Origin of the sequence: Corallococcus sp. CA053C (assembly GCF_003611675.1) — a bacterium.
In the GTDB taxonomy this organism is placed as follows: Bacteria; Myxococcota; Myxococcia; order Myxococcales; family Myxococcaceae; genus Corallococcus.
Window position 1 is genome coordinate 1 of record NZ_RAWA01000784.1, and the last position, 1,237, is coordinate 1,237.

The window sequence follows — 1,237 nt, forward strand, 5'->3', positions numbered from 1 at the left end:
GTCCTACCGGCTGGGGAGCATGGGGGTGGGCTCGCTGCTGGGGGGCGCGGCGGCGGAGGTGTCGCTGCGGCTGCCGGTGTTGCTCACGCTGCTGGGCTCGGCCGCGGCCCTCGCCGTGGCCCTCACCTTCCGCGAGCCACCGCACCATCGCTCCACGCGGGACAAGCCCTCCGTGGCCCACATGCGCCACGCGGCCTCCGTGGTGTGGTCCAGCGGGCCCTTGCGCTATCTGGTCCTGTTCTCCGGCTTCATGGGCGCGGCGATGCTGACGGGCTTCAAGTTCTCGCAGCCGTACATGCGTGAGGCGGGCGTGGACCTGAAGTTCTTCGGGGCCATCTACTTCGTGTGGATGCTGTCCAGCGCGGTGGTGGCGCGGAACACGCACCGCATCGTCAAGTGGGCCGGTGAGTCGCTGGCCCTGCTCTCCATCCCGGTGCTGCTGGCGGCGCACTACTTCTTCCTGGCCTGGAGCACGAGCCTGGCCGGCGTGGGCGTCATCCTGATCAGCCAGCTCACCAGCGGACTGGTGCGGCCCCTGGTCAATGACACCCTCCACAAGGGCATCCCCTCCTCGCACCGCGCCACGGTGATGTCGTTCGCCGGCTTCTTCCAGAGCCTGGTGCTGATGGTGCTCTCCCCGCTGTTCGGGGTGCTGGCGGACCGGCACTCGATGGCGGCGGCCTTCGGCGCGGAGGGGCTCTTCGTGGTCGTCGCCGGAGTCATCCCGCTGGCGCTGCTCGCCATGCACCGTCCGTCCGCCATCACCGCCGAACCGCGAGCCCCCACGTCATGAGCGAGTCCATGACCGCCACCGTTCCCGTCCTGCCTGCTCCAGCCCCCCTGGAGGCCTTCGTCCCCCACGGTCCGGTGGAAGGTTGCCCTTGGTGCGCGGTGGGTCCGGAGGCCGAGGAGGTGCGCCTGGGGATGGAGGCCTTTGGCCTGCTGTCACGCGTCGCTGGACCGGGTGGCATGGAGCACGTCCTCTTCCCGCGCGCCGCCTGGGGGAACCACCTCACCCGGGCCCGGTTGGCCCAGGTGCTGGGCTTCGTGGAGACGAAGTTGAGCACGGCGTGGACGGCCCGCTTCGCGCCGGAGGGGAGCGCGGCCTCCCACTTCCACGTCCGGCTGGGACGGGGGGCGGAGCCCTTTCGCGTCTTCACCCGCCTGACGGAGGTGCCCGTGGCGCTGCCCGTCCAGCGCGGGCAGGCCTCCGCGGGGTTGGTGCGGGGCTGGGGAC

2 protein-coding genes are annotated in these 1,237 nt (G+C 71.4%); both read left to right on the plus strand.

Annotated features, from left to right (window positions below; all coding sequences use genetic code 11):
- Positions 1 to 793 (plus strand): MFS transporter (locus tag D7V97_RS43110; RefSeq protein ID WP_120616279.1); only part of this gene is annotated, 793 nt, incomplete at its 5' end.
- A gap of 8 nt (positions 794 to 801) precedes the next feature.
- On the plus strand, positions 802 to 1,237 hold a 436-nt coding region (locus D7V97_RS43115), incomplete at its 3' end, for a hypothetical protein (protein WP_147445264.1).